Source organism: Candidatus Erwinia haradaeae (genome assembly GCF_900698965.1).
In the GTDB taxonomy this organism is placed as follows: domain Bacteria; phylum Pseudomonadota; class Gammaproteobacteria; order Enterobacterales; family Enterobacteriaceae; genus Erwinia_E; species Erwinia_E haradaeae_A.
Genome location: NZ_LR217725.1, coordinates 952,740 through 974,829 on the forward strand (window position 1 = coordinate 952,740; position 22,090 = coordinate 974,829).

16 protein-coding genes and 1 pseudogene are annotated in these 22,090 nt (G+C 37.2%); 14 read left to right on the forward strand and 3 right to left on the reverse strand.

The features are described from left to right. Positions 1-253: 253 nt before the first annotated feature. The 4 genes and pseudogenes from metK (at position 254) to queE (ending at position 4,951) form a co-directional block, all read left to right on the forward strand. The gene (metK, locus tag CIPSTX3056_RS03015) at positions 254-1,417 is read left to right on the forward strand and encodes a methionine adenosyltransferase (RefSeq protein ID WP_072666444.1); all 1,164 of its coding nucleotides are present in this window, start codon (positions 254-256) and stop codon (positions 1,415-1,417) included. A gap of 467 nt (positions 1,418-1,884) precedes the next feature. Continuing rightward, complete coding sequence (gene pepA, locus CIPSTX3056_RS03020) at positions 1,885-3,405, forward strand: leucyl aminopeptidase (protein ID WP_072666445.1); 1,521 nt, start codon at positions 1,885-1,887, stop codon at positions 3,403-3,405. A gap of 174 nt (positions 3,406-3,579) precedes the next feature. Continuing rightward, positions 3,580-4,017 (forward strand): annotated as a pseudogene (locus CIPSTX3056_RS03025) (DNA polymerase III subunit chi); the annotation flags it as partial. 262 nt (positions 4,018-4,279) lie between these two features. Further along, positions 4,280-4,951, forward strand: coding sequence for a 7-carboxy-7-deazaguanine synthase QueE (gene queE / locus CIPSTX3056_RS03030; protein WP_072666447.1), 672 nt, complete (start codon positions 4,280-4,282; stop codon positions 4,949-4,951). Between the two features lie 400 nt (positions 4,952-5,351). Here queE and queD read toward each other — a convergent pair whose 3' ends face one another. Then, positions 5,352-5,708 (reverse strand): 6-carboxytetrahydropterin synthase QueD, encoded by a 357-nt coding sequence (gene queD, locus CIPSTX3056_RS03035; protein WP_072666448.1) that lies wholly within the window; start codon positions 5,706-5,708, stop codon positions 5,352-5,354. Positions 5,709-6,345: 637 nt separating this feature from the next. On the opposite strand from queD, the gene cysJ reads away from it, so the two are divergent. The 10 genes from cysJ (at position 6,346) to ispF (ending at position 17,752) form a co-directional block, all read left to right on the forward strand. Continuing rightward, on the forward strand, positions 6,346-8,151 hold the full coding sequence (cysJ, locus tag CIPSTX3056_RS03040; protein WP_072666449.1) for an NADPH-dependent assimilatory sulfite reductase flavoprotein subunit: 1,806 nt from the start codon (positions 6,346-6,348) through the stop codon (positions 8,149-8,151). Further along, the gene (cysI, locus tag CIPSTX3056_RS03045; RefSeq protein WP_072666450.1) at positions 8,151-9,866 is read left to right on the forward strand and encodes an assimilatory sulfite reductase (NADPH) hemoprotein subunit; all 1,716 of its coding nucleotides are present in this window, start codon (positions 8,151-8,153) and stop codon (positions 9,864-9,866) included. The genes cysJ and cysI overlap by 1 nt, the downstream gene beginning before the upstream one ends. Before the next feature lie 11 nt (positions 9,867-9,877). Then, positions 9,878-10,612, forward strand: a complete 735-nt coding sequence (gene cysH / locus CIPSTX3056_RS03050) for a phosphoadenosine phosphosulfate reductase (RefSeq protein ID WP_072666451.1) — start codon at positions 9,878-9,880, stop codon at positions 10,610-10,612. A 962-nt stretch (positions 10,613-11,574) separates the two neighbouring features. Beyond that, positions 11,575-12,963 (forward strand): siroheme synthase CysG, encoded by a 1,389-nt coding sequence (gene cysG, locus CIPSTX3056_RS03055; protein ID WP_072666542.1) that lies wholly within the window; start codon positions 11,575-11,577, stop codon positions 12,961-12,963. 37 nt (positions 12,964-13,000) lie between these two features. Next, positions 13,001-13,909 carry a sulfate adenylyltransferase subunit CysD gene (gene cysD / locus CIPSTX3056_RS03060; protein ID WP_072666452.1) on the forward strand — a complete coding sequence of 303 codons (909 nt, stop codon included), beginning with the start codon at positions 13,001-13,003 and terminating at the stop codon, positions 13,907-13,909. A gap of 9 nt (positions 13,910-13,918) precedes the next feature. Further along, positions 13,919-15,343: a sulfate adenylyltransferase subunit CysN gene (gene cysN, locus CIPSTX3056_RS03065; RefSeq protein WP_072666453.1), complete on the forward strand. Its 1,425-nt coding sequence runs from the start codon at positions 13,919-13,921 to the stop codon at positions 15,341-15,343. 7 nt (positions 15,344-15,350) lie between these two features. After that, the gene (gene cysC, locus CIPSTX3056_RS03070) at positions 15,351-15,956 is read left to right on the forward strand and encodes an adenylyl-sulfate kinase (protein WP_072666454.1); all 606 of its coding nucleotides are present in this window, start codon (positions 15,351-15,353) and stop codon (positions 15,954-15,956) included. 188 nt (positions 15,957-16,144) lie between these two features. Further along, positions 16,145-16,363, forward strand: coding sequence for a septum formation initiator family protein (locus CIPSTX3056_RS03075; protein ID WP_072666455.1), 219 nt, complete (start codon positions 16,145-16,147; stop codon positions 16,361-16,363). Positions 16,364-16,551: 188 nt separating this feature from the next. Then, a complete protein-coding gene (gene ispD, locus CIPSTX3056_RS03080; protein WP_072666456.1) occupies positions 16,552-17,301 on the forward strand; it encodes a 2-C-methyl-D-erythritol 4-phosphate cytidylyltransferase in 750 nt (249 codons plus the stop codon). Then, positions 17,279-17,752, forward strand: coding sequence for a 2-C-methyl-D-erythritol 2,4-cyclodiphosphate synthase (ispF, locus tag CIPSTX3056_RS03085; protein ID WP_072666457.1), 474 nt, complete (start codon positions 17,279-17,281; stop codon positions 17,750-17,752). The genes ispD and ispF overlap by 23 nt, the downstream gene beginning before the upstream one ends. Before the next feature lie 615 nt (positions 17,753-18,367). Here the strand turns inward: ispF and surA are convergent. After that, positions 18,368-19,648: a peptidylprolyl isomerase SurA gene (surA, locus tag CIPSTX3056_RS03090; RefSeq protein WP_072666458.1), complete on the reverse strand. Its 1,281-nt coding sequence runs from the start codon at positions 19,646-19,648 to the stop codon at positions 18,368-18,370. A gap of 59 nt (positions 19,649-19,707) precedes the next feature. After that, positions 19,708-22,050: an LPS assembly protein LptD gene (gene lptD, locus CIPSTX3056_RS03095; RefSeq protein ID WP_072666459.1), complete on the reverse strand. Its 2,343-nt coding sequence runs from the start codon at positions 22,048-22,050 to the stop codon at positions 19,708-19,710. Positions 22,051-22,090 lie beyond the last annotated feature (40 nt).

Consider the following 22,090-nt stretch of genomic DNA (forward strand, 5'->3'; position numbering starts at 1 on the left):
TTGATCATCCATTATGAACTCGTTAACTAATTATTATTAGTGCATTAGAATAGTAAAAATATAGATCCCTAAATGCTGTATATTTTATATATTATTACATTCATACAAAAACTTATTATATTAAAACTCATCCGTACACATAACAATGTTACATCCTGAGCATAAAGTTGTTTCCTAGTATAAAGTCACTTAATCTTCAGTTGTTATAATCTTTAGTGTAACTACTCCTGCACTAGTTTTAAGGTATAAAGCAATGCCCACACATCTTTTTACCTCTGAATCAGTATCAGAGGGGCATCCTGACAAGATTGCTGATCAAATTTCTGATGCTATACTCGATGCTATTCTTGAGCAGGACCCGCAAGCCAAAGTAGCCTGTGAGACGTATGTAAAAACCGGCATGGTGATGGTTGGCGGTGAAATCTCTACTAGCGCTTGGGTAGATATCGAGGAAATTACTCGACAAAGTATTCGAGATATTGGCTATATCCATTCTGATATGGGATTTGATGCAAACTCCTGTGCCGTACTGAACGCTATTGGTAAGCAATCACCCGACATCAATCAGGGTATAGATCGCCCGAATCCAGTTGAGCAAGGAGCTGGCGATCAGGGATTAATGTTTGGATATGCGACAAACGAAACGGATGTCTTTATGCCAGCACCGGTCACTTATGCTCATCGACTAGTCCAGCGGCAATCTCAAGTTCGAAAAAATGGCATGTTACCATGGCTTCGTCCAGACGCAAAAAGTCAAATTACATTTCAGTACGAAGACGGCAAGATTATTGGCATTGATACAGTTGTGTTTTCTACTCAGCATGCAGAGAATATCTCTCAAAAAGATATTAAAGAAGCAGTATTAGAAGAAATTATCAAACCCGTCCTGCCAACAAAATGGATGAACAATACTATAAAGTATTATATCAACCCTACTGGTCGCTTTGTTATTGGTGGCCCTATGGCTGACTGCGGATTAACTGGTCGTAAAATTATAGTGGATACTTATGGCGGCATGGCTCGTCATGGTGGCGGCTCATTCTCTGGCAAGGACCCCTCGAAAGTTGACCGATCTGGCGCTTATGCAGCACGATATGTTGCAAAAAACATTATTGCTGCTGGACTAGCAGAAAAATGTGAAATGCAGATTTCTTACGCTATTGGTGTGCCAGAGCCAACTTCAATTATGATAGAAACATTTGGTACTGAAAAAATAGATACTACAACGCTCATCAAACTAGTACGTAAGTTCTTTGACCTAAGACCGTACGGTCTTATTCAGATGTTAAATTTGCTTCGGCCAATTTATCGTGAAACTGCTACTTATGGTCATTTTGGTCGTGAACAATTCCCATGGGAAAAGACCGATAAAGCCATTCAGCTACGGGAAGAGGCTGGGCTCAAGTGTCTTACTTAAATAGTAATCAAGCTTTAAATCTTAATAAGATAAATTGTTAAATCTCTAATGCGTACCCTTTATTGAAGATTTAAAAAAATTTAAGAGATTGTACAACCCAAAAGCATTTTAATATCTGATCAACAATGACACTATCTATGTAGTTATAGTATGTAATTATACTATGTGTATTCTGCAGTAGTTATAATATGTGTATTTGCATAAAATATTACAATACTAAGAGAATTCTTAGATAAATTATGCAACGATAAATAATCAAAGTGACCGAGGAACCATTAGAGCACTGCAGTTTCTTCAAATTATATAACAGGGTTATCATATAAAAGGGCTATCATGCCTGTACTATTGCATAATTTACGCTATGCATCAGTATATATGTATACGTGCAGCGTACAATTCTCGATACAGAGGTCATGATTAATTTATAACTACATAACGTTTATTGTATTTAAAAAACAGGAGAGTACATGAAATGTAGTATTCGGATTAGTAACTTAGAACAATACAAAAGTGCCTGTATTGTGGTAGGCATTTTTGCATCTCGACAGCTCTCGCTAATCGCTGAACAATTAGATATGATTAGTCATGGATATATTCGTTCTGTACTAAATAGTGGCGCGATGCAAGGAAGCATTGGGCAAACTCTGCTATTACATGATGTTCCTAACATTATTGCTAAACGTATTTTACTTATTGGCTGTGGTAAAAAACGAGATATACATCAAGAAAATTATAAAAAAATCATTTATAAAACCATTCAACAATTAAACGATGCAGGGTTAATAAATGCTATATGTTTTCTCACTGAAATACCAGTGCATATTAAAGGCTGTAACACATACTGGAGAATACGTCATGCCATAGAAGTCACTCATGAGGCAGTGTACAGTTTTAATCAGCTAAAAAGTCAAAAAACTTTGAGAAAACTCTCATTGCGCCATGTCGTTTTTACTCTCTCTGTAGCTAGCGAATTAAAGGTCGGGACATATGCTATGCAACACGGCTCAGCTATTGCTAATAGTATCAAAATAGCAAAAGATATTAGTAATATGCCGCCCAATATCTGCAATGCCGCTTACCTTGATATGCAAGCACGTCAGCTGGCCGAGGAGCACAATCAACGGATAACTACCTATTCCATTGGAGAGAAAGAGATGAAAGAGATAGGTATGAATGCCTATCTCGCTGTTGGGCGCGGATCGCGCAATGAATCTCTAATGTCAGTAATCAAGTACACAGGCGCTTTAAACGTTAAAACCCGTCCTATTGTCTTCATAGGCAAAGGTGTAACATTCGATACTGGCGGTGTTTCACTCAAACCAGGTGAAAGCATGGATGAAATGAAATATGATATGTGCGGTGCAGCATCTGTATATGCTGCTATGCGTGTAGCCGCGGAACTTAAACTGCCACTGAATATCATTGGCATTATGGCTGGTTGTGAAAACATGCCTGGTGGCCGTGCCTATCGCCCGGGGGATGTCCTGACTACTTTATCCGGACAAACGGTAGAGGTATTAAATACTGATGCCGAGGGTCGATTAATATTATGTGATGTATTAACATATGTTGAGCGTTTTCAACCAGAAACAGTCATTGATATAGCTACTTTAACAGGTGCTTGCGTTATCGCACTAGGGCATCATATAAGCGGATTATTCTCAAATCATAATCCACTAGCGCACGAACTGACAGTTGCAGCAGAACAAGCTGGAGATCAGATTTGGCGACTGCCGATCACAAAGCAATATCAGCAGCAACTAGATTCTAATGTTGCGGATATTGCGAATATTGGCGGAAGGCATGCTGGAGCCATTACTGCGGCCTGTTTTTTGGCGCGTTTTGCTCATAAGTACCATTGGGCGCATCTAGATATCGCCGGAACTGCATGGCGTTCTGGAAGTGAAAAAGGAGCCACGGGTCGACCAGTAGCTTTACTATCTCAGTTCTTAATTAATCGAGCTAATAGCGTGACTAGATCCTCATAGAATCAATCAATAATATAGATATATATAATGTCGTACGTCACTTGCACAGTTAATATGAAGGATATTATCATCCAACAATATTCCCTAACTGTTCTAATGTGATCTTTTTCTAGATCGATTGAAAGAATGAACTCATATCATACCTAAGAACTATACATTGGACGCTTTTAGAATATGTCTATAAAACATGCAACCTTCTATCTTCTAGCACCAGATAAATCACTAGGTGACATAACTATCCAAGAAGAATTCATCTGTAGTTTGGTTTATCAAAAATGGCATGATGAGGATAGACGTATAGTCATCGCCTGTGAAAATAAAACACAGGCTATTGCGTTAGACAATGCACTATGGAAGAGCTTACCTTATTCGTTTATACCTCATAACATTGCAGATGAAGGACCCAAACATGGCGCACCAGTAGAACTAACATGGTCAGATGCTTGCTCTAATAAAACATACGATGTAGTAATTAATCTACTAACGCAATGTTCTGATTATATACTATCTTTTTTTGAAGTAATAGACTTTGTGCCTTTGGCAGAGTCATGTAAACAGTTTGCCCGAGAACGTTACAAGCAATATCGACAACAAGGGTTTCAATTACATACTGTACAACTATCTAGTGTTTTTCAATCTAATGGGGTAAAACAGGTCTATAACCCCTTCAGTAAAAACAATTATACAGAAGCAAGCACAATCTATTGCGAACCCATTATCAACTAATAGTAATATCATACACTGTGTTCTTAATTAGATAAGTATAATCAAATCAACCAAGGTTATTCCCGTGTTAATGCTGGTTAAATTTTGCATACCCGTATACTCTATCAGTTGAAGTTTGAGACTATGTGCACTATTAATAGAGAAATCTATGCGATACCCAATTAATGCAATATTTCAAACCTTACAGGGAGAAGGTGTTTATGTAGGCGTTCCATCAATATTCATACGCCTGCAAGGATGCCCAGTCGGTTGCGACTGGTGCGATACTAAATACACATGGAGTAAATCATCTAATCAGGAAGTACCATGGAGATTGATCCCCATAAAAATTTCAGATAACGACTCATGGGGGTCAGCGAATACCAAGACAGTTCTTAACACCATAGCTAACCGAGATTGGACAGCAAGACATATTGTTATCACCGGTGGTGAGCCATGTCTGTATGATCTACGACCGCTAAGTACCGAATTACAAGCTTCTGGGTTTAGTTGTCAAATTGAAACTAGCGGCACCCATGAAGTACTATGCTCCATGGAAACTTGGGTTACAGTCTCTCCAAAAATCAAAAAGCATGGAAACTATAGTTTATTAAATCAAGCTTTACTCAGAGCTGATGAAATTAAACACCCAGTTGGACGCCAACGTGATATCGATGCATTAATTAACTCTATTAATATACTTACGGATAACAAAAGGCGCATCATTTCATTACAACCCATTAATCACATAGCGAGCGCTATCCAGCTCTGTATTAAAACTTGCATTGAGAAAAACTGGCGTCTATCCATACAGACACACAAATATATAAATATCCCTTAATAGGATTATCCATGTGAACACAGACTGCATATTGGTAATTCTAAATTATAGCAATATCTTATTTGATTCTCCTTCTTGATAGATTTTACTATTAAGTATGATGATACTAATATTGTTTAGATTCAGATTAAATAGTATACTGAAGCATCTATATCAAATTCATAGGCATCCACGAGCCGCAAGAAACGTCATTCAAAATCCGTAACAAATTAATCAACAATAAATAAATTATTAATTAACGTAGATAGATATTGATATATCAATCATAAGGAGCTTTATTTTAATAACAAACGCTATAGACTCAGGGGCAATCTTATGCATAACAACAGTGTATAAAAATTATTGATCTTTATGGTTTTTTACCATATCTATACTTTTTTATACGATATATGCATCGCTTTTATATACGATATATGCATCCAGAATTACATGTTTCTTGAACTATAACTGCACCAAGAGTAGGTAATACTGGTTTAGTTTTTTGAAAAATCCATACAGCTAATATTTCACTTGTTGGGTTTTCAAGGCCCGGTATCTGATTCAGATAAGCATGGTCAATCTGAGAATAGATCGGCTGAAATGCATGCTTAATATCAGAGAAATCCATAACCCAGCCAGTGCGTGGATCAATCTCAGCAGTCACTTCTAAACGAACTACAAAAGAGTGCCCATGCAAATTACCGCACTTGTGTCCATCAGGGACATGAGGTAAATAGTGTGCAGCTTCAAATTTAAAGTCTTTAAATAGTGTTATCACTGTACCACCTGTTCTTATAAAAAGTGCTTAATAACGATAATAGTCCCGATCTTGCCTGAACAGTGCCTTGCAATATCTTATGCAAGCTGTTGACCTTGTATGAGATAAAGCGTATTAACTTAAAAATTTTATAACTAATACATTATCTATAAAAATCTTTACGCTACTCTATCTATCTATACTATATAATGCATGAATGACTATCTAATTTTATCATCAGTTAGAGTAGTACGTGTATACAACATATATCATGAACATCCCGAGCATACGATAAAATCTTAATATCTCCTGCTAGTTTTGATTCTTCAACGAAAGATGCATCAGGGTGATTAAAACAGTCATGATAACATCAGATACTAATTTCTTGTGATCAGAGAGATATTTACTTGTAATATCGATGCATTCATTTCACAATGGAAACTCTGATGGGGCATCGTTTACATTAGTACTTGGATACATATAGTGTTTAGATCACTAATTCATGACATAAGTTATATCTATAACTACCCAATAAATACCTGTTAAACGATCGTTTAATTATTTTATATGCATTTAGAACAACCATTTTTTGCATCAGGTTTGCACGCTAACTCTTACCTTATCGATTTTGATCTCTAACTCTGGGGTTTTTGATGTAATGACTACTCAAGTACCTGTAAAAAATATACCACCAATCGAGGCAGAACAACTATCTCATGTGCAATCTGCTACAAAAGATTGCACAGTCACCCAGCTAGCCTGGTTATCTGGCTACTTCTGGGGGATGGTGCACCAAGAAAAAAACAATCAGTCTGCCGATCAGTTGAAGCTCACCACACCCCCAGCTGTGACAATCATCTCTGCTTCACAAACTGGCAATGCTCGGCATCTTGGTGAGCAATTGCGTACTGAGTGTTTGGCAGAAAAACTCAATGTGAATCACATCCATGCTGGTGATTATAAGTTTAAACATATCAGCCGCGAAAAAATATTAATTTTAATTACATGCACGCAGGGAAATGGTGAGCCTCCAGAAGAAGCGGTCGCATTATATAGATTTTTGATGTCAAAAAAAGCACCTGCCATGAACTCTATTGCATTCGCGGTATTTGGATTAGGCGATAGCTCCTATGAGCTCTTTAGTCAAGCTGGTAAAGATTTTGATAAAATACTAGCTGAATTAGGAGCTCAGCGTCTTCTTGATCGCGTAGATGCCGATGTCGAGTATTCTGATCAGGCCCATACATGGTTCATTAAGCTTATTACAATATTAAAAAAACGAGTTCTTCTTGCTTCTTGCCAGATGGATCACGCGATCACAGATCAGATCAACACAATTAGCTGTATGACTTATACTAAAAATCAGCCACTCAAAGCGCGCTTATTAGTTAATCAAAAAATTACCGGAAGAGGATCACAGAAGGACGTACGCCATATTGAAATCGACCTTATGCATTCTAACTTACGCTATGAACCCGGCGATGCCCTTGGTGTATGGTTTGAAAATGACACCGCATTAGTACAAGAATTACTAGCGCTATTATCGTTGACAGGGCAAGAGCCGGTTCTAGTAAAAGGAAATAATCTGCCTATCTCAGAAGCGCTTCAGAAGCATTTTGAACTAACCGTTAATACTCCAAAAATAGTTGAAAGCTATGCTAGGCTTTCACACAGTGATTATTTATTGACACAAATTAACAATAAAGACGCATCATTACAAAAGTATGCACAAAAAACACCTATTGTTGATATGATTCGATCTTCTAAAAGTCAGATAAGCGCAGAAGCCTTGATCAGTATACTACGTCCATGTACTCCGAGACTATACTCTATCGCATCTTCACAAGCAGAAAATATAAATGAAGTGCATATTACTGTCAGCGTCGTGCGCTTTCGAGTAGATGGACGCGATAGAGCTGGTGGCGCTTCTAGTTATTTAGCAGATCATGTAGGGATAGGCGATGAAGTGCGTATTTTTATTGAGACAAATGATAATTTTCGCTTACCAAAGAACTCATCTACACCAATAGTTATGATTGGCGCCGGAACTGGTATTGCACCATTTCGAGCCTTTATGCAACAACGTGAATGCGAAAAAGCAACCGGGAAAAACTGGCTATTCTTTGGTAACCCATGCTTTACAGAAGATTTTCTTTATCAAGTAGAATGGCAACGATATATCAAAGACGGGTTACTAACTCGTATAGATTTATCTTGGTCACGCGACCAAAACCAAAAAATTTATGTTCAAGACAAAATCCGCGCTAATGGGCGAGAACTATGGAGCTGGATTGAAGAAGGTGCTCATCTTTATGTATGTGGCGCCGCAAATTATATGGCAAAGGATGTAGAAAAAGCATTACTAGAAGTCATAATAAAATTTGGCGAAATAAATGAAGCGGAGGCCAATGATTTATTAAATGATTTACGTATTCAGCACCGCTATCAGAGAGATATTTACTAATGAGTGATAAAAAATGTAGTGGGCCTCTATTAATTCAAGGCAAGTTAGTCGATGCTGAACGTATGAAGGCAGACAGCTGTTATTTGCGTGGCAGTATTACTGAAGATTTAAATAATGGGCTAACTGGTGGCTTTAATGGTGATAATTTTTTTCTGATTCGTTTTCATGGTATGTATCAGCAAGATGATCGTGACCTCCGCGCTGAACGTGCAGAGCAAAAGCTAGATGCAAAACATGCCATGATGTTACGCTGTCGCTTACCAGGTGGTGTGATTACACCAGAGCAATGGCTAGCTATAGATAGATTTGCTGAAAAAAATACTCTGTATGGTAGTATTCGTTTAACTAATCGTCAAACTTTTCAATTTCATGGTATTTTGAAAAACAATCTGAAGTTAGCGCATAAAATTCTTAGTAACATTGGCTTAGATTCACTAGGTACCGCCAATGACGTGAATCGCAATGTGTTATGCAGCTCCAACCCAATGGAATCTGGATTGCATCAGGAAGTCTATGAGTACGCAAAAAAAATATCTGAGCATCTGTTGCCACGTACCAGAGCTTATGCTGAGATATGGCTTGATCAAAAAAGGGCCGCTACTACTGATTCCGAACCAATTTTAGGTAAGACTTACTTACCACGTAAATTTAAGACTACATTTGTAGTTCCACCACATAATGAAGTGGATCTACATGCAAACGATATGAATTTTATTGCCATTGCTGAAAAAGGGGTCTTAGCCGGTTTTAACTTATTGGTTGGAGGTGGTCTTTCGATAGATCATAGTGACAAGACTACTTATCCTCGAACCGCAAGTGACTTTGGTTATTTCTCTAAAAATAATACCCTTAAAGTAGCAGAGGCAGTGGTTTCTACTCAGCGTGACTGGGGCAACCGAACTAATCGTAAAAACGCTAAAACTAGATATACCTTAGAGCGTGTTGGCCTTCATGTTTTTAAATCTGAAGTAGAGCGTCGTTCGGGTGTAACTTTTCAGCCCATGCGTCATTACGACCTCACAACTCGGGGAGATCGTTTTGGATGGGTATATGGCGCAGATTGCAAATGGAATCTAACATTATTCATTGAGAATGGTCGGATTTTAGATTATCCAGATCGCCCTTTAAAAACTGGTGTAGCAGAGATTGCGAAAATTCATAAGGGTTTTTTTAGATTAACAGCAAATCAGAACTTAATGGTGTCAGGAGTAGCGGACACAGTAAAAGAAAAAATTGAGACAGTAGCACGATTATATGGTCTAATGGGAAACACAAGCCACCAACGTGAAAACTCAATGGCCTGTGTTTCCTTTCCGACATGTCCTTTAGCCATGGCTGAAGCAGAGCGTATCTTACCGAAATTTGTCACACATGTAGAAAACATTATGAGGAAATATGGCGTAGGGGATGAATACATCGTATTGCGTATTACCGGGTGTCCTAATGGATGCGCCCGTGCGCTTCTAGCTGAAATTGGATTAATAGGAAGATCACCCGGACGCTATAATATGTACCTAGGTGGTAATCGCATTGGTACACGAATTCCTCGTATATATCAAAAAAATATTAGCATAGAGGATGCCCTCAAAATTCTTGATCAATTAATTTATCAATGGTCTAATTCAAGAACAATAGATGAAGGATTTGGCGATTTTACTATTAGAACTGGCCTTATCAAGCCGATATTGGACCCAGCCCAAGATTTCTGGAAATAATGGAGATATAAGTGGGGATGCTTAACCTTATTGAGCTACGCAAGTTACCAAAACAGGAACGTGTTATAGCGCTCGAAAATATCAATCATGACTTAACTAAGCTCTCATCTGAGGATCGTATTAATTGGGGGCTAGAGAACTTACCAGGAGAGGCAATTTTAACCTCTAGTTTTGGTATACAGTCAGTAGTTAGTATACATCTAGTAACACAACAAAAAACTAATATATCAGTAGTCCTTACCGATACTGGTTATCTTTTTCCAGAAACCTATCAATTTATTGATCAGTTAACACAAGAGATGAAGCTAAAACTACATGTTTTTCGCTGCTTACAAAGTCCAGCTTGGCAAGAAGCACGATACGGCAAACTATGGGAGCAAGGTATAGAAGGCATTGCAAAGTATAATCAGCTGAATAAAATAGAACCTCTAAAGCGCGCGATTACAGAACTAAAAGCGCAAACCTGGTTTGCAGGTCTGCGCCGTGATCAGTCTAGTACTCGTGCAAATTTACCAATTCTAACGATTCAGCAAGGTATTTTTAAGCTTCTGCCAATTATTGACTGGGATAATCGAAAAATTTATGACTATATTAAAAAACATAACCTAAATTTCCATCCTTTATGGAAACTCGGTTATGTATCGATTGGGGATATTCACACTACACGAAAACTAGAGGCAGGCATGAGAGAAGAGGATACTCGCTTTTTTGGTCTGAAAAGAGAATGTGGTTTGCATGAAGACTAACAATTGATTCACGATGATTTCCGCAGTCTCACTGCATCATATGTTCATTATAGTCTTTAGTACACTATACTGATACTTAGAAAGTAATATATGCTCTATATACAGCCACCTCATATGGTTAGGTGTTTGTCTAGATCAATACCAAAAACTAGGTAATACTGTATGTATGTCACACTGTGTGTATGTCACACTGTGTGTATGTCACAATTACTGAAAAATACAAAGAAAAAATCTAATAATCTATCACACACTTTAATCTTAGCGTGTACTCAATATATAAACATATATAATACATATGTAACATTTAATACTTGAGAAAATCACCGTACCGGTATTATAAAAGCGAATACTATATTTTAGTACAGATCCACGATTTATTTCGATAGAAAATCATGGGGCACTAAAATTCACTCAATAAAAATGCTAAAAGTGTAAATACAAGGCAATATCTAAGAGATATGATCAGCACACCAATATCAGTGTTACTGATACTCATATATCATGATTCAAACCTTATGGGATATTTAGAATAGATATAGGCTATTAAACGAATATGTACTTCCTATAATTCAGATTAATAATCTTATTAGTCAAACTAAATTTAGGTGAAAAGCTAATTGCCCTATGATTATGTCATGCACAATGCATATCCCAAAGAGGATATGCAGATAAGCTTTTCTATATTTTGATGGGTTTTAATCTAGAGATCCTCGAGTATCATGCAATAATCTTAACAAGATTAACCATTATGCTATCAGATAGAATGACTGCCTAAGCGATGAGTTTACTATATTTGATATCTTAATAGAACTCAAAACTCTATTAAGATCAAAAACAAAGTACTCACTGTTACTGCATTGTGTTAAACTTGTTTTGTAAAACTTATTTCAAGTGGTAGTTTTGTTACGCTTCAGGATAGCACATATACTCCTGTATAAGCTTCTGTTACTATGAAGGTTCATGTGGATTATTTACCTATTTTTGCTAACTTAAGACACAAGCCAGTACTAGTGGTAGGCGGTGGTAAAACAGCAGCACGAAAAATTCAACTACTGATTAGAGCCGGTGCACATATACAGGTAGTTTCTTACGAATTATCTAAAGCACTGTCAGATATGTTAGCAACAAACAACATTCAATGGATCGCAAAGATTTATCATCCTAAACAGCTTGCACAAGTTTTTCTAGTAATTGCTGCCACGAATAATTCTCAACTAAATAGCAGAATATATAAAGATGCTACCGATAGATATCTACTAGCTAATGTAGTTGATGAACTACCAAACTGTTCATTTATTTTTCCTTCTATTATTGACCGATCTCCAGTGGTTATAGCCATTTCATCCAGTGGCACGGCTCCTGTATTATCACGACTATTACGTGAAAAAATCGAATCTTTACTACCAGCTCATCTAGGACAGATGGCCAAGATAGCAAACCAGTGGCGTAGTAAAGTTAAAGCGCGTTTTTATATACTGTCAGATCGTCGTCGTTTCTGGGATAAGGCGTTTAACGGCTTATTCTCTAGTCACATAGCCTCGGGAAACATAGACGAGGCTAAACGCGTATTAGATCGCCAGTTAAGCGAGATAAACGTATCACTAGGCGAAATCATTCTTGTAGGTGCAGGTCCAGGTAGTAGCGGACTACTGACTTTGCGTGGATTACAGGTAATGCAGCTCGCTGATGTGTTGTTATATGACTATTTAGTAAGTGATGAAATCTTAAACTTGGGTCGACGAGATGCTGAGCGCATCTGCGTAGGTAAACGTGCTAACGCTCATAGTGTTTCACAAAAAGATATTAACAACATGCTTGTAAAACTAGCTAAACAAGGTAAACGAGTAGTTCGTTTAAAAGGTGGGGACCCACTAATCTTTGGTCGTGGCGGTGAAGAACTACAGGCAGCAGCATCAGCTGGAGTTCCATTTCAAGTTGTGCCTGGTATAACTGCGGCGGTTGGTGTTACTGCATATGCCGGTATTCCATTAACACATCGAGACTATGCACAAAGCGTTTTATTTGTCACCGGACATTGCCGAAAAAATGGTACAGTTATAGACTGGTCGGCGCTATCCCAATCTGATCAGACATTAGTAATTTATATGGGATCTATAGCTTCAGAGGAGATTACTCACCAATTAATAACACATGGTCGCGATCTAACAACACCCGTAGCTGTTATTAGTCGTGGCACATATCAAGACCAACAGGTTCAAACCGGAATACTACAAAACCTATTCGAACTCACACGACATACCCCCGCCCCGACATTATTAGTTATAGGCACGGTAGTCAATCTGCATCAACAACTAGCATGGTATCAGAATTCCAAGAAAATACATGGATAACGGCTCTAGATATTCTAGCTTTTCTTAAGGACATATTATGGATTCCAAAAAACTAACCTATTTACGCCAACTGGAGGCGGAAAGTATTTATATTATCCGCGAGGTTACAGCAGAATTCGCTAATCCAGTTATGCTATATTCTATTGGGAAGGACTCATCAGTTATGTTGCATTTAGCGCGTAAAGCCTTCTACCCAGGTACCATATCATTTCCTCTTTTACATGTCGATACTGGATGGAAATTTCATGAAATGTACGAATTTCGTGATCGTACTATCAAAAGCCTTGGCATAGAACTATTAGTTTATCGCAACCCACAAGGTGATAAGATAGGCATTAATCCATTTGAACATAGTAGTGCACAATATACGGATATTATGAAAACTGACGGCCTTAAGCAAGCTCTAGATAAATACGGCTTTGATGCCGCTTTTGGCGGGGCCCGTCGCGATGAAGAAAAATCACGTGCTAAAGAACGGATCTATTCGTTCCGAGATCGTTTTCATCGTTGGGATCCTAAAAACCAGCGCCCAGAGTTATGGCATAACTATAATGGAATTATTAATCAAGGTGAAAGTATTCGTGTATTTCCGCTTTCTAACTGGACTGAAATAGACATTTGGGAGTATATTTTTCTAGAAAATATCGAAATTGTTCCATTATATCTCGCAGCTATTCGTCCAGTTCTAAAACGTAACGGGATAATCATAGTTATCAATGATAACCGAATAAACTTAAAGCCTGGCGAAATTATTGAAAAACGCATGGTACGATTTCGCACTCTTGGCTGTTGGCCGCTAACTGGAGCAGTAGAGTCAACAGCAAATACAGTACCTGCTATCATCTCAGAAATGCTGCTCAGTACAAGTAGTGAGCGCACAGGTCGCATGATAGACCACGATCAAACCAGCTCTATGGAACTAAAAAAACGACAGGGTTATTTCTAAGGAGCTTTTATGACCACTCTTGTTACAACAGATAACCTCGATTCAAAAAATTTAAAAACATACGCACATAAAGAGAAAAAGCAAGGCCTGTTACGATTTCTTACGTGTGGTAGTGTAGATGACGGTAAAAGTACACTGATTGGTCGATTATTGCACGATACCAAACAGGTTTATGACGATCAGCTAATATCATTAGCAAATGACAGCAAGCGTCATGGATCGCAAGGAGACAAACTAGATTTGGCCTTTTTGGTAGATGGATTGCAGGCTGAACGTGAACAAGGCATTACCATTGACGTCGCATATCGCTATTTTTCTACTAATCGTCGTAAATTTATTATCGCTGACACACCAGGGCATGAACAATATACTCGAAATATGGCAACTGGAGCTTCTACATGTGATTTAGCTATTTTACTCATTGATGCACGAAAAGGTATTTTACAGCAAACTCGCCGACATAGCTTAATTGCTACACTTTTAGGACTAAAACACTTAATCGTAGCCATTAATAAAATGGATTTAGTAAACTACAGACAAGATATTTTTCAAGCTATTCAGAGGGATTTTCTCGATTTTTTAACCCAGCTTCCTTATATTGTTAATGTTCATTGTATACCTATATCTGCTTTAGAAGGAATAAATGTCACTGGAGCAGCTGGTCAAATCCCTTGGTATAAAGGCTCAACTCTTTTAGATCTACTAGAGACTATTGAAGTAAATTCTGGAATTGTAAAACAACCTATGCGATTTCCAGTGCAATATATTAATCGTCCAAATTTCGAGTTTCGTGGTTACTCCGGTACGCTATCTTCTGGGGTTTTAAAAGTAGGACAATTAATAAAAGCAATGCCAAGCGGTATAAAATCAAACATATCTCGCATCATAACATTTGATGGTGATTTCAACCATGCTATTGCTGGAGAAGCAATCACAGTAGTACTGCAGGATGAAATTGATATTAGCCGAGGAGATATTCTGATAGATGCAGAAGATACATTAATACCGGTCCGATCTGCTAGTATAGATATAGTTTGGATGGCAGACAATCCCCTTACTCCAGGCGACATCTTTAATATAAAAATTGCTAATAAACTCACCTCAATACGTATTGATAAAATTCTCTACCAAATCAATATTCATGACTTAACACAGTATGCCAGCAAAGAGCTGCCACTCAACGCAATAGGTCGCGTAGATGTTATATTTAACGAAATGCTTTCAGTTGATCCTTATGAAAAAAATCAAGTAACTGGATCAATGATCATTATTGATCGCCTCAGTAACGCTACTGTCGGTGCTGGAATGATACGTCAGGCATTATCAGACCCTATGGCCGATTATAGAATCAATCATCATTCTTTCGAGATAGAGCTAAATGCTCTTATACGTCGTCACTTCCCACATTGGGGTGCATCTAATATTATAAAATAGGCACAATATGATTCAGGATCATCAGAATATAGTATGGCATAATCATCTAATTACTCGAAAATCGCGCGAAAAACTGCATGGTCATCAAGGTATCGTGTTGTGGTTTACTGGCTTATCCGGTTCTGGCAAATCTACCATAGCCGGATCAGTTGAAGAAAAGCTTCACCAGCTGCATGTAAGTAGCTATTTGCTTGATGGAGATAATTTAAGACATGGTTTATGTAGAGACCTCGGGTTTGACAAGCCAGATCGCTACGAAAATATCCGAAGAGTTGGCGAAGTTGCAAGACTCATGGCAGATGCTGGCTTGATTGTCCTTACTGCACTGATTTCCCCTTATCGTGCTGAACGTCAGATGGTACGTGAGATGTTAACTCCAGGACGATTCGTCGAAATTTTTATCGATACACCTTTTGCGATATGTGAGGCGCGTGATCCAAAAGGTTTGTATCAAAAAGCGCGTAGCGGAGAATTGCGTTGCTTTACTGGTGTTAATTCAGAGTATCAAACTCCATTGCATCCTGATATTCGGCTAAATGGTGAATATAAGGTCTCATATTTAACTAATCAGGTATTAGAATTTTTACGTTTAAAGAATATTTTTACAGCTTAAAAAATAGTGAGCCTGTATTTCTTCTCTTAAGTAATCCGAGTAAGATAATTGTTATCATCTCCGTGATGCTTAAATTATATACCACCTAGAACGCAGAGTACCAAAAACGTTTAATATTATTTATCTTTATGATCTCAAAAGATAGTAGAAGCACTATAATATAGAAAAATTTTTAACAGAGAGGACTTGTGGGTAAATTGATATTATTATTACTAATTCTTTTAAGTTGGTTGCAATATTCTCTTTGGTTAGGCAAGAACGGGATAAATAGTTTTCGTAATATCAGTACCGATCTAAAGCTTCAGAAAAAATATAATTCCATTCTTAAAGAGAGAAATGAAAAACTCTTGTCAAAAATTAATGATTTAAATAATCCTGAAAAAATTCTTGAAGGTAGAGATCACTGAATAAACATGAGTTATATAATGCATAAAAAATTTTATATACCTAGTATTCTCTATAATAAGTGCAATTTACTACAAAATTTTTGAAAAACTGAATCTACTCTGCCAGAAAAACTGCTATTATATGCTATAATCAAGGTTTATCGCTATAAATATATTCAAAAATCAGATCAGATCAGATTTTATATAAAATATCAAACATTATGATAAATACCTCATTAATAGATGTAGTCGCTATAGTGCCTGCTGCGGGAACAGGTAGTCGTATGCAATCTCAGCGCCCTAAGCAATACCTTACAGTTGCTGGAAAAACTATTCTAGAACACACTTTGAGTGTGTTATTACAGCATACAGAGATTAAAAAAATAATAGTTGCGCTACATCCAAAAGACGTATATTTTAATCGGCTATCAGTAGCTCGTAATATACGCATTACTACTGTTAAGGGCGGTCAATGTCGTGCTGATTCAGTATTAGCAGCGCTTCACAAGTCTCCCTCCGTTCAATGGGTATTAGTACATGATGCCGCTCGACCTTGTTTGCGCTCAGAAGATTTACATCGTATTTTAAGCCTTACTGTCAGTAGCAAGATTGGTGGTATTCTAGCTATTCCAGTACGTGATACTATTAAACAGGCCGTTACAGGAAGTAATCAGATTCACGATACTATAAATAATGCTTCCCTATGGCAGGCATTAACACCGCAATTATTTCCGTTACAATTGCTGTTACATTGTTTAGGACAGGCCATTAACTCAGGGAAGAACATTACTGATGAGGCATCAGCGCTAGAATACTGTGGTTATCAACCCGAGTTGATTACAGGACATAGTGATAACCTGAAGGTTACGTATCCAGAAGATTTAGTACTAGTTGAGTCTTATCTATCTAAAAAATCTTATCTATCAGAGCAAAATTATGCGAATTGGTCACGGTTTTGATATACATGCATTTGGAGGTAGTAGACCACTCATTCTCTGTGGCGTCCTGATTCCTGATAGTCAGGGGCTTCTCGCTCACTCCGATGGTGATGTGGCTATTCATGCTCTCACTGATGCGCTGCTGGGCGCAGCAGCCTTAGGAGATATTGGTACGATTTTCTCTGAGAAAAACCCGTTTTATAAAGGCATAGATAGTCGTTTTCTTTTACGTGAGGCTTTTCTACGCATTACAGAAAAAAACTATCAAATTAATAATATTGATCTTACAATCATTGCGCAGATTCCAAAAATTATGCCATATATAACACAAATGCGTGTGAATATTTCTGAAGATTTATTGACACACAGAGAAAGTGTGAATATCAAGGCTACTACTACAGAAAAGCTAGGTTGTATTGGACGCAATGAAGGAATTGCCTGTGAAGCTGTTTTATTATTAAAAAGATCTTAAAACATTTAAATAAAATATCCTCTATGACATCGAGTGACCTCCAACACTATATATAGCCTTGACCAAAACTCAAAATATTCTTAACTCTATATTGATGATGAAGTCTATATGACAGACTCTCTCCTAAAGAGCATTATACATAGCTATTACTTACAATGATAATACTTTCATTCTCATTTGTTTAGGATGATATCATCCTAAACAAATGAGAGGTTGTTGCATACAATCCCCCTGAAGTACTGTTCTGAGATTGACAGAGTATTCTCATATAATCATAGTACACCTTCAGAACCTAGGAATCGTTAATTAATATACATTCATCTTGACTCTGTATTAGCTTTAATCTATTATATCACTTTTTCTGTTTTTTGGTCACTGCTTTTTTGTCACTACATTTGTATATAAATAAATGTCAATATGCAATCTGCACTGCAGAAATATTAGTGACTTGTGTAACCCCTAATGTATTTTCCACTCCACTACATTACGGAATCAATCAATGTTATCTAATACTTATGCTTAGAATCAGGACACATAATGACCGTTAATTATTCTCTTGTGTATTCTTAATTTAAGAATTGTCAGTATGACTGTGCACGCGCACCTGAATAAGTTTTAAGTTATAATTTGAACGTAGGCAGCATTTCTCTCATCTTGCATCCAATTTTCCATTTCTTGGTAAAACTTACGATTAAATAATAAGCGATCAGCCTTTTCTTTCTGAATCTCATAGCTTTTATCTGCTACGCGAATATCAAGAATATACATTAAATGCCATCCAAATACAGAATGCACAGGCTGACTAATCTGACCTATTTCAAGATTCTTTATAGCATGACGATACTCTAAATCAAATTTTTCTTCTGATACCCAACCTAAATCGCTCGTACTGCATACTAAACCTAACTCTTTCGAGAGCTCCGTCGCAATTGTATTAAAAGATTTTTTACTATGTATGCGCATTGCAGCATGCAGTAACTTTTCTTTTGCTTCAGAATTTGACATTGTTATTGACGGTTTGAGCAGAATATGCTTAGCATGCAATTCAGTTACTAACGCCTGAGTATCATCGCCACGTATGTCATTAACTTTTAAAATATACCAACCTGTACCAGAGTTAATCGGACCAAGAATATCACCTTTATGCGAGAACACCAAAGATTGAGAAAATAAAGACGGTAGTTCCTGTATGCTCTTCCAGCCCATATCCATCTTGATAAGAGGCTGTAAGATATTTAATTTTAGAATATCTATCTTATTGTAATCCAAACCATTAGTAAGGTTTTGAATTAATTGTTGAGTAATATTTCTTTGCTTATTAAGTTGTTCTTGTGTGGGATTTAATGGTAATGGTAGAAACATACTAGTAAGATTGAAAGTAACGCTAGAACGTTTTTCTAAAGACATCTGCGTAGCCAATGAGTCGACCTCCTGAGGCAAAATAGTCAGGCGATTGCGCACTTCTCTGTTACGCAGAGCGCCAATTATCATATCCCGACGCACTTGCTCACGATAAGAAACGTAGTTTAAGCCTTGTTTTGCTACATAGTTGTGTAACTGGCCTATATTTATTTGATTTTTCTGAGCAATATTTAAAATTGCCTCGTCCAATTGTTGATCGTTAACACGAATACCAGACTCTTCTGCTTTTTGTAGTAAAAGCGTATCCATTATTAACTTTTCAAGAATCTTCGAGTGTAATATGTCTGCATTAGGTAATTTTTGACTAGATTTTTTTGCCTGTGCTTTAACAGATCGCATTATACTATCTACATCGCTATCTAGTATTATCTTATGATTAACAATAGCCACAATTTTATCCAAAACTTTTGGGGCTGCAAAAACAATTCCAGGAATTAATAATACACTGAAGATTAACAATTTCCACTGCATCATACTTTATCCATTCTCATATCTCCTGCTATTGAATTTTTTGGTATATTTTAACTATAATGTTATACAATCCTTTGATAAGGCAGAATACCTTGAGATAACATTTGAGTAGAATTTAGATCATTATCAGAATTCATACCGCGCAGTTCAATATGAAATGAAATTTTATTATCATACTGACTTTGGTTGTATTCCCAACCGTTAATTTTACGTTCATAGCCTAAGCGCACTGCGTAACAACAAGAGCTGTACTGCATTCCTACTAATTGATCCGCTACAGATCCAGTTTTTAGATCATAATAGCAAGCACCAACTAGGGACCATGTATTCATAATGGGCCAACTAGCAATAACACCTACTTGTGAGATCCCTTTATTATATCGATCCTGCTTGCCATAATGTGCTAGCATGTTTTTCATGTACTCTGAATTTGTATAGCGATAACTGCACTGAAAGACGTGCTGTGAATCAGAGCGCCATTCTAAAATCGTGTTCCCCTGAGAGATATTATCTACATGAACGTCATATTGAACTCCTCCATGCATTGCTAAGTAATCAGTAATTCTCCAGTAACTATCGCTTGCTAATACTACAGAGCCTCGAGTCTGATGCTGAGCAGAATCTCTCTTGCTATATGCTGAATTAAATGAATAAATCTGCCCTACAGAAAGATTAAAGCGGTCTAGTAGATTGGAGTTAATAATATGCATTGTAAAACCAGTAGCCACTTGATTTGCATCAGTGATGCGATCTAGACCGCTATGCGTACTCTCTCTAAATAGACCGTAGTAGTCTCTGCGTAATAAAGTGGAATCATAAGCTCTAATAGCACTCTGGTTACAATACGGCACATAGAGGTACTGTACTCTAGGTTCTATCATTTGCCTGTAACCTACCAACCCATTCATGTCACGATCAAATTTCATGCTTCCATCAATTTTAAATTGTGGTATAATTCTATTTACTGAATTGTTTAATTTTACACTATTCTGTTTTTGTGAATTATAATACTGAATATTATATTGTTCGTAATGCGTAGCAAACAGTTTTGCTGAAGCGCGTATCCCATTCCATTCATTGATACGAGACCACTCAATATCTGGTTCTAGGTGAAAACGCATGGCACTCGGCATACGTGAGTCCATGTTTAAAAATCTTGATATCTGAGCATATAAGTGTCCATGCAGTGGATAAAAAGGGCGGTAATAGTAATTAAAATCAAATTGTGGTTCCGCAGTATAAATATCCTTTTGCGTTTTGATTGATAAACTTTGAAATTTTTTTATTGATACCATTGCATTCCAATTATGCTCCGTGTACCCAAAACTGAGCTTTTGAATCATATGATCATCGCTAGTACTACCATAAGCTGAATCTAAATCTGAAAAATAATAAGGATCGCTCACTTTTGTGTAGTTAACTTTGAATCGCCAATGCTTTAAATATATACTAGTGTTTTGCCAGTGCAGCAACCATCTATTAGAAGATCTGATGGCCTTAGAATGTTCTGTTTGATAAATGCGATCATTATTTAAATAGTCCAATTCAATGGCACCAAAACCACCCATTAAGTAACGGAACTCGTTTTGCCACTGTATGCCGCGCCGACTAATGTAATGCGCGATTAGCGTAGCATCAGCTTCTGGCGTGATTTGCCAATACAAAGGCAGAGAAAACTGAAAACCACTATTTTTATTATAATATGTACGAGGAGTTAAAAAACCAGAACGAAATTTATTACCTACTGGTATTTGAAAGTAAGGACTATAAAAAATTGGTATGGATCCTAACTTAAAGCGTGCACCCCAAACTTCAGCTAACTGTTCATCGTGATCATAAATAATCTTTGATCCCTCAATTTTCCAACTATCTTGTCCTATTGGACAAGAAGTAAAAGTTCCATTTTTTAAAATTGTATAGCGATGATGATTCCGTAGCTGTATTTGGTCAGCCACACCCCTTCCTTGGCGCCCAATCATTTGATAATTACCTGCCCAAATATTAGTATCTTTGGTGTTTAGATTTGACCAAGCCTTCCGGCCTTGCAGTGCTATCTTGTTGTCATTATAACACACATTACCTAATGCAAGAACACTATTTGTTGGATTTTTCGACCCTTTACGAATAGCACGATTCACTTGAATCTGCTCGGATTGAATATGTCTTCTGCCTTGCTGCATATGAACATTACCGCTAAATATTACTTTATCTGGATAAGCGCCCTGAGCTTTATCCGAGTGAATCACTACAGGTAACTGGTCCATTTTTTTTCTCTGAACTAGTCGGTGATTATCACGGTGACACCTAAGAATTGGTTCTGTTATTAAGTCATTCGCCAACACTTGCTCACTAGCCAACGCTAATCTAAGCAACGCAATAAAAAATACAGATAGTCTTATATTCATGCGCCGTATTAAAATTCCCTAAAAACTAGCATTCTCTCTC

Excerpts from the sequence above, each read along its gene's own strand:
- metK (WP_072666444.1), top strand. The coding sequence starts at position 254 with ATGCCCACACATCTTTTTACCTCTGAATCAGTATCAGAGGGGCATCCT.
- pepA (WP_072666445.1), top strand. The coding sequence starts at position 1,885 with ATGAAATGTAGTATTCGGATTAGTAACTTAGAACAATACAAAAGTGCC.
- queE (WP_072666447.1), top strand. The coding sequence starts at position 4,280 with ATGCGATACCCAATTAATGCAATATTTCAAACCTTACAGGGAGAAGGT.
- cysJ (WP_072666449.1), top strand. The coding sequence starts at position 6,346 with ATGACTACTCAAGTACCTGTAAAAAATATACCACCAATCGAGGCAGAA.
- cysI (WP_072666450.1), top strand. The coding sequence starts at position 8,151 with ATGAGTGATAAAAAATGTAGTGGGCCTCTATTAATTCAAGGCAAGTTA.
- cysD (WP_072666452.1), top strand. The coding sequence starts at position 13,001 with ATGGATTCCAAAAAACTAACCTATTTACGCCAACTGGAGGCGGAAAGT.
- cysN (WP_072666453.1), top strand. The coding sequence starts at position 13,919 with ATGACCACTCTTGTTACAACAGATAACCTCGATTCAAAAAATTTAAAA.
- cysC (WP_072666454.1), top strand. The coding sequence starts at position 15,351 with ATGATTCAGGATCATCAGAATATAGTATGGCATAATCATCTAATTACT.
- ispF (WP_072666457.1), top strand. The coding sequence starts at position 17,279 with ATGCGAATTGGTCACGGTTTTGATATACATGCATTTGGAGGTAGTAGA.
- surA (WP_072666458.1), bottom strand. The coding sequence starts at position 19,648 with ATGATGCAGTGGAAATTGTTAATCTTCAGTGTATTATTAATTCCTGGA.
- lptD (WP_072666459.1), bottom strand. The coding sequence starts at position 22,050 with ATGAATATAAGACTATCTGTATTTTTTATTGCGTTGCTTAGATTAGCG.